We start from the raw sequence: 7256 nt of genomic DNA, 5'->3' as shown, positions 1-7256 counted from the left end.
TTTCCTCCGGGCTTTTCCCTTCGGTCTTGCGTTTCCGACTCTATCAGACTCTTTCGTGTCCGATTCCCGGTCGAAACGGGATCGCTTTCCAGTTCTTCGCTTTCGCGTTTCCCTTTCCGGCGAGTCCGACTCTATCAGATCCTTTCGGGCCTGATTCCCAGTCAGCGGGGTTTGTCCTCCCGGCGGTTGGGCCGTTCCGACGCCCAAACTCTAGCGGATTTTCCCGGCGACTCATAATCGAGTCTTCGAAATCAATTTCGGCATGCCGAAATTTTCCCGAGTGGGAGGTCGTGCTGAGTTTTGGTTGCCGCATTCGCGGCGGGATCGGTTGCCGCAGAACCGTTCCGGCTCTGTGGCAACTCGAAGTACCTTACGGATCGAGGAGGGGCGTGTCAACCTCGTCAGGTCAAGCGGTTTTCCTGTCTGTCCGACAGGGGGTCAGTCCAGGTCGGTGAGGCGGCCGCCGGCGTCCGGCTGGGCGTGTTCCACGCGGCGCAGGAGGCGGATCAGCATGTCGCCGAGGACTCCACGTTCGTCACCCGCGAGGTCTTGGAGCAAGTCGGCCTCGAAGTCGGAGGCCATGCGCATCGCCTCCAGCCACTTCGTACGGCCCTCGTCGGTCAGCTCGACGATCACCCGCACCCGGTTGGTCTCGTCCCGGTCGCGGGTGACCAGACCCTCCCCCGCCATGCGGTCGATGCGGTGGGTCATCGCCGCCGGGGTGAGGCCGAGGCGCTTGGCCAGCTCTCCCGGGCCCAGGCGGTACGGGGAGCCGGACACGACCAGGGTCTTGAGGACCTCCCACTCGGCGTTGCTGATGCCGAGGGCGGCGAGCTGGCGACCGTACGCCACGTTCATCCGGCGGTTCAGTCGGCCCAGAGCCGAGACGACCTGCTCGACCTGGGGGTCCAGGTCTCGGAACTCGCGCTGATAGGCAGCGATCTGCTCGTCGAGGCTCGGCTCCTGCGGGCCGGGTTGCTCGGTGGTGTCAGACATGGCGGGCAGTATGGCACGCCTCCAAAGCCGTCGAAGTCCTTCAGCCTGAATTGTTTAACTTCTAACTTTAGTGCTAAAGTCTTCGGGTTCGAGTCGTTCGGGTGACTCGGCAATTCGCTTCGACACCTTGAGGTAGGTGAGTGTGACCAGGGAGATGGGTGCAGCACTGCGGCGGACCCAGTTGGGTAGCGCGCTGAGCGCGTTCGGGCTGGGGTTCACCGTTCCGTATCTGTACGTGTATGTGGCTCAGGTACGGGATCTGGGTGCCGGTACGGCGGGAGTCGTGCTGGCGGCCTTCGCCATGGCAGCGCTCGCCGTTCTGCCCTTCACCGGGCGTGCCATCGACCGGCGCGGGCCGGTGCCCGTACTCGTCGTCGCCTCGATCCTTGCTTCCCTGGGCGCGGTCGCCCTCGGTCTGTCGTCGGATGTGACCGCTGCCGTGCTGTCGGCCGCGGTGCTCGGCGCAGGTACGGCGGTCATGCAGCCGGCGCTCGCCACCATGCTCGTGTGGTGCTCCAGCAACGCCACCCGTACGCGCGCCTTCGCCACGCAGTTCTTCCTGCAGAACCTCGGGCTCGGCATCGGCGGACTGGTCGGCGGGCAGATCGTCGACACAAGCCGGCCTGAGACCTTCACCCTGCTGTTCCTCATCGAGGCCGCGATGTTCATCGTGCTCGGTGTCGTCGCCTCCACGATGCGGCTGTCCCGTACGCCTTCCCCCACCGGCGCAAGGTCCACCGACGGGTCCAGGACACCGGGCGGGCTACGGGCGCTGCTCTCGCACCGGGCCATGGTGCAGCTGTGCGTGCTGGGCTTCGTGCTGTTCTTCGCCTGCTACGGACAGTTCGAGTCCGGACTTGCGGCATACGGCACCGAGGCCGCCGGCATCCAGCCTTCGACGCTCGGTATCGCGCTGGCCGCCAACACCGCCGCCATCGTCGTGGCGCAGTTCGTCGTGCTGCGTCTGGTGGAGCGCCGCAGGCGCAGCCGGGTCATCGCCTCGGTCGGTCTGATCTGGGCGTTCGCCTGGGTCGTGGCGGGGTACGCGGGGCTCGGGCATGGCAGCCAGACCATGGCGACAGCCGCGTTCATCTCCACGTACGCGCTGTTCGGGCTCGGCGAGTCGCTGCTGTCGCCGACCGTGGCGCCGCTGGTCGCCGATCTGGCGCCGGAGTCGATGGTCGGGCAGTACAACTCCGCGTTCGCCCTGTGCAAGCAGCTCGCGCTGGCGGTCGGTCCGGCCGTGGGCGGGCCGATGGGGGCAACGCTGCACGGGCCGTACATCGTGACGTTCGTGCTGTTCTCGCTGGGCATCACGGTCCTGGCGATGCGGCTCGGCCGGCGGCTCACTCCCGTACAGGATCAGCCTTCGATCGAGACGGTGCCGTCCAGGGTGGTGGCCGTATCACTGCCGGAGGCCGAGCCCGTGGCCGCCTCCGCCGTCACCACGCGCTGAGGCAGCAGGGGTGAGTAGGCATGAGTAGGGGTCCTGCTTCGGCAGGGCCCCTACTGCGGCAGGGCGAATTCGCACCAGACCGCTTTGCCGCCGCCCGGTGTGCGGCGGCTGCCCCATGACGTGGCGATCGTCGCGACAATGGAGATGCCGCGGCCCGCTTCGTCCGCCGGATCGGCGCGGCGGCGGCGCGGCAGGTGGTCGTCGCCGTCGGTCACCTCGATGATCAGGCGGCGGTCGGTGCGGCGCAGGCCCAGGCGCATCGGCGGGGTGCCGTGCTTGAGGGAGTTCGCGACGAGTTCGCCGGCGGCCAGTACGCCCAGGTCGCAGAGTTCGACCGGGAATCGCCACGACGTCAGGACGCCGGTCGCGAAGGCGCGGGCGCGCGGGGCCGCTTCGACTCCGCCGAGGAGATCGAGCGCGGCGTTGTGGAACAGCTCCGCATCCGCCCCCGTGCGGGCGGGGTGCTGGACCACCAGCACCGCCACGTCGTCGTCGTGTTCCGCGGTGACGCCGAGGGAGCGGATCAGCCGGTCGCAGACCACCTGGGGTGAACCCTTTGCGCCGGAGAGGGCGCGTTCCAGAGCGGCGACGCCCTCGTCGATGTCCTCGCTGCGGCGCTCCACCAGGCCATCCGTGTAGAGGACCGCGGTGGAGCCGGGCGGCAGCGCGATCGTGCCCGATGTGTGGATCCAGCCGCCGGTGCCGAGCGGTGGGCCTGTCGGGTCCTCGGCGCGGTGGACCGTACCGTCCTCGTCGCGCACCAGGATCGGGAGGTGACCGGCGGAGGCGTAGACGAGCCGGCCCTCGTTCGGATCGTGGACCGCGTAGACGCAGGTGGCGATCTGGCTGGCGTCGATCTCGGCGGCGAGGCCGTCGAGAAGCTGGAGCACCTCGTGCGGTGGGAGGTCGAGGCGCGCGTAGGCGCGCACGGCCGTGCGGAGCTGGCCCATGACGGCGGCGGCTCGCACCCCACGGCCCATCACATCCCCGATGACCAGAGCGGTGCGGCCTGCGCCGAGCGTGATGACGTCGTACCAGTCACCGCCGACCGCGGCGTCAGTGCCGCCGGGCTGGTAGGTCGCGGCGATTCGCAGGTCGTCGGGCTGCTCCAGCTCCTGCGGAAGCAGGGAGCGCTGGAGAGTGACTGCCGTTTCGCGGTGGCGGCGCTCGCTGGCGCGGAGTCGTTCGGCCGCTTCGGCGTGGTCGGTGACGTCGACGGCGTACACGAGCACTCCGCCATTGCTGCCTTTGTTCCTGCTTTTGTTGCTCTTGTTGCCTCTGCCCTGTTTCTTGTTCCTGTCTCCGTCTCCGTCGCTGTCCCTGTGCACAGGGGTGCAGGTCACGGTGTACGAATTGCCGCTGCGGACCTTGCGGGACTTGACCGTACGGGGTGTGCCGCTGCGCAGGACCTGGTCCATGAGGGGCAGCAGGCTGAGCTCGGTGAGCTCGGGCATGGCCTCGGCGGCGGTGGCGCCGGCCGGGCGGGGTCCGAAGGCGGCGGCGTAGGCGTCGTTGACGTATGCGATCCGGTGGTCGGGGCCGCATACCAGGGCCACCAGGGCGGGCAGCTGACCGAGGATGTCACAGGCGGAGAGATCCTTCAGGGCGGGGCCACGGTCCCTGGGAGGTTCGCCGTGCGTGTCGTGGTGCGTGTTGCCGCTCTTGCCGCCAGGCGTGTCACTGCGCGCGTCGCCGTCCGGCGGGCGGGGCCCGGTCTCGGGCTGTGTGTACTCGGCGCGTGCCGAGGGCACGGGACTGCGGTCGTCCCGTGCGGCGGCGCGGCGCTGCGTTCCGGGTAGGCGGGCGCTCCAACGCGTGAAGTTCACGGAATTTCTGGCCTCGTGTGTCGGTCTGGTCCGCTCGGGCGGGCTGCTCGGTGTCGGTCACTGCCGGCCGGGTCACTCTGTGCAGGTGTGGGCCCACCTATGGTCACACGTCCAGTGTGACGGACCGTACTGACAGCTGTCGGTACGGCCGGGCCCCGGGCAGGTGCCGACGGGCAGTCAGCCGCCGTTCCCCGCCGGGCCGTCGGGCCCTGGTGGGCGGCCGGGTCCCGGCGAGCCGTCGGTGTTCGGCGGGCCGGTCCGCCTGGGGCGTTTGCCTCCTGCGGCGAGTTCGAATTCGGCGCGCGGGTGTTCCAGCGAACCGAGGGAGACGATCTCGCGCTTGAAGAGCCCGGCAAGGGTCCATTCGGCAAGGACACGGGCCTTCCGGTTGAACGTCGGGACACGGCTGAGGTGGTACGTACGGTGCATCAGCCAGGCCGGAAAGCCCTTGAGTTCACGGCCGTAGACATGGGCGACGCCCTTGTGGAGACCGAGTGAGGCGACGGAGCCCGCGTAGCTGTGCCGGTACTCCTTGAGGGGTTCGCCGCTGAGCGACGCGAGGACATTCTCGGCGAGGACTTTGGCCTGGCGCACGGCATGCTGGGCGTTGGGGGCGGTCTCCTTGCCTGTTTCCGCGGCGGTCAGGTCGGGTACGGCCGCGGCGTCCCCGGCGGCCCAGGCGTGCTCGACCCCTTCGACGGTGAGTTCCGCCATGCATGTGAGCCTGCCGCGCTCGTTGAGCGGCAGGTCGGTGGCGGCGAGGATCGGTGCGGGTTTGACACCCGCTGTCCACACGAGAGTGCGGGTGGGGAAGCGGGAGCCGTCGCTCAGGACGGCGATCCGGTCCTCGCAGGACTCCAGCCGGGTGTCGAGGCGGACGTCGATGTTGCGGCCGCGCAGCTCACGGATCGCGTAGGTGCCCATGGCGTCACCGACCTCGGGAAGGATGCGGCCCGAGGCCTCCACGAGGATCCATTTCAGGTCCTCTGCCTTGATGTTGTGGTAATACCGCGAGGTGTAGCGGGCCATGTCCTCCAGCTCGGCCAGGGCCTCGACGCCCGCGTATCCGCCGCCGACGAAGACGAAGGTGAGGGCGGCGTCGCGGATGGCGGGGTCGCGGGTTGTGGAGGCGATATCCATCTGCTCGATGACATGGTTGCGCAGGCCGATGGCCTCCTCGATGGTCTTGAACCCGATGCCGTGCTCGGCGAGGCCGGGGACCGGGAGGGTGCGCGAGACGGAGCCCGGTGCCAGGACGAGTTCGTCGTACGGGATCTCGACGGCGTCGGTGCCGCCCTCCCCGGTGGTGAGGGTGATGACAGTCGCGGTGCGCTTGGCGTGGTCGATACGCTGTGCCTCACCGATCACGATCTTGCAGTGCGTCAGGACCCGGCGGAGCGGCACGACGACATGACGCGGTGAGATCGAACCGGCCGCCGCTTCGGGCAGAAATGGCTGATACGTCATATAGGGCTCGGGTGTGACGACGACGATCTCGGCCTCACCGCTTCTGAGTCTCTGCTTCAGCTTCCGCTGGAGACGCAGCGCTGTGTACATCCCGACGTAGCCGCCGCCGACGACGAGAATGCGTACCCCCGGCGGGGGGACGGGGGGTGTTCCCCGGGAATCTGAAGCCATCACCACCCCATGACGCAACGTGCTCAAGGGTTTGTCCACAGCCCCGGCGCATTGTGTGACCGGAGGTTCTGGACGGGCCGCTGCTGCTGATCGCGGCGGCGGTACGGAAGCTGTGCAGGTCAGGGGGTGGAGTGGGGGCGGCGGACGGGGGCGGAATCAGTGACCAACCGGTCCTTGCTCCGATCGGGGGCGCTCCGTGCGGAACTACCCCCTTCTGAATTGACCCGGGCTCAACTATGTTCGTATGTCGTCGGGGTGTCGGGTCGGGGCCGTGATCCACTCTCTGACTCAAACGGCGGGAAGTCTCCGGGGGGAGACGTCATAACGGGGGGAAAGCTATGCACATTCAGGATTCTCATTGGCAGACCGCGGCTGCGGTCACGTCCCATTCGTCCGATGAAAGCGGACGAAACGGGGCGGTGGGGACAGTGGACGCAGTGGGGCTGGTGGGCACGGTCGCGGCGGCCGGAGCAGGAGGCACGGCCGGGGCGAACGGAGCGAACGGGGCGAACGGGCGCTCGGCTCCGCTCCGCGTGGACGCACAGCGCAATCTGGAGCATGTGCTGCGAGCCGCACGCGAGGTGTTCGGCGAGCTGGGATACGGGGCTCCGATGGAGGACGTGGCGCGTCGTGCCAGAGTCGGAGTCGGCACGGTGTACCGGCGATTCCCGAGCAAGGACGTGCTGGTGCGACGGATAGCCGAGGAGGAGACCTCCCGGCTGACGGACCAGGCGCGTACCGCGCTGGGCCAGGAGGAAGAGCCGTGGTCGGCGCTGTCGCGCTTCCTGCGGACGTCCGTGGCCTCGGGCGCGGGGCGGCTGCTGCCGCCACAGGTGCTGCGGGTCGGGGTCGATGTCGATGCCGATGTCGATGCCGGCGACTCGAAGGCGGTCGGGGGGGCGGGGGTCATAGCGGCCTCCATATCGGGCTCGGGCCCGGACAGTGGTCAGGACGAGACACGAGTGCCTCAGCAGCGGCAGGGCTCGGAGCAGGCCGACATCGAGGACGACGACATGGGGGCCGACGAACTGCTGGAGGTCGTCGGCCGACTGGTGGACCGGGCACGGGCGGCCGGTGAGCTGCGCCGTGACGTGACGGTGGCGGATGTGCTGCTGGTCATCGCAACAGCGGCGCCTTCGCTGCCCGACGCGGCTCAGCAGGCTGCGGCTTCGAACCGGCTTCTGGACATCTTGCTGGAGGGGCTGCGCTCGCGACCCGCCGCGTGAACGGGGTTGGCAACTGCTAGTGCCGCGGCAGGCAACGTTCGCCCCGTCGCGACGCCCGGCACGCCGAGAGCACGCACCGGACGCCGCTCCTTGACGGGCAAACGTTGCCTGCCG

Annotated in this window: 5 protein-coding genes; 2 read left to right on the top strand and 3 right to left on the bottom strand. The window is 68.8% G+C overall.

The window, feature by feature from the left end; all coding sequences use genetic code 11:
- Positions 1-438 precede the first annotated feature (438 nt).
- Positions 439-996 (bottom strand): MarR family winged helix-turn-helix transcriptional regulator, encoded by a 558-nt coding sequence (locus tag ABT115_RS30500; protein WP_351796658.1) that lies wholly within the window; start codon positions 994-996, stop codon positions 439-441.
- 154 nt (positions 997-1150) lie between these two features.
- Here ABT115_RS30500 and ABT115_RS30495 point away from each other — a divergent pair, with 154 nt between their 5' ends.
- On the top strand, positions 1151-2452 hold the full coding sequence (locus ABT115_RS30495) for an MFS transporter (RefSeq protein ID WP_351796660.1): 1302 nt from the start codon (positions 1151-1153) through the stop codon (positions 2450-2452).
- 50 nt (positions 2453-2502) lie between these two features.
- Here ABT115_RS30495 and ABT115_RS30490 read toward each other — a convergent pair whose 3' ends face one another.
- Together ABT115_RS30490 and ABT115_RS30485 are read right to left on the bottom strand one after the other, a co-directional pair.
- Positions 2503-4278: an ATP-binding SpoIIE family protein phosphatase gene (locus tag ABT115_RS30490; RefSeq protein ID WP_351796656.1), complete on the bottom strand. Its 1776-nt coding sequence runs from the start codon at positions 4276-4278 to the stop codon at positions 2503-2505.
- Between the two features lie 177 nt (positions 4279-4455).
- Positions 4456-5916 carry an NAD(P)/FAD-dependent oxidoreductase gene (locus ABT115_RS30485; protein ID WP_351796652.1) on the bottom strand — a complete coding sequence of 487 codons (1461 nt, stop codon included), beginning with the start codon at positions 5914-5916 and terminating at the stop codon, positions 4456-4458.
- Between the two features lie 338 nt (positions 5917-6254).
- Between ABT115_RS30485 and ABT115_RS30480 the strand changes: the two genes are divergently transcribed.
- Complete coding sequence (locus ABT115_RS30480; RefSeq protein ID WP_351796649.1) at positions 6255-7142, top strand: TetR/AcrR family transcriptional regulator; 888 nt, start codon at positions 6255-6257, stop codon at positions 7140-7142.
- Positions 7143-7256 lie beyond the last annotated feature (114 nt).

Source organism: Streptomyces sp. NPDC001832 (assembly GCF_040297265.1).
Classification (GTDB): Bacteria; Actinomycetota; Actinomycetes; order Streptomycetales; family Streptomycetaceae; genus Streptomyces.
Note: the sequence above shows the minus strand (reverse complement) of the source record. Positions and strands in the feature narration are given on the sequence as shown.

Coding starts and splice junctions, on each gene's coding strand:
- ABT115_RS30500 (WP_351796658.1), bottom strand. CDS start 996: ATGTCTGACACCACCGAGCAACCCGGCCCGCAGGAGCCGAGCCTCGAC.
- ABT115_RS30495 (WP_351796660.1), top strand. CDS start 1,151: ATGGGTGCAGCACTGCGGCGGACCCAGTTGGGTAGCGCGCTGAGCGCG.
- ABT115_RS30485 (WP_351796652.1), bottom strand. CDS start 5,916: ATGGCTTCAGATTCCCGGGGAACACCCCCCGTCCCCCCGCCGGGGGTA.
- ABT115_RS30480 (WP_351796649.1), top strand. CDS start 6,255: ATGCACATTCAGGATTCTCATTGGCAGACCGCGGCTGCGGTCACGTCC.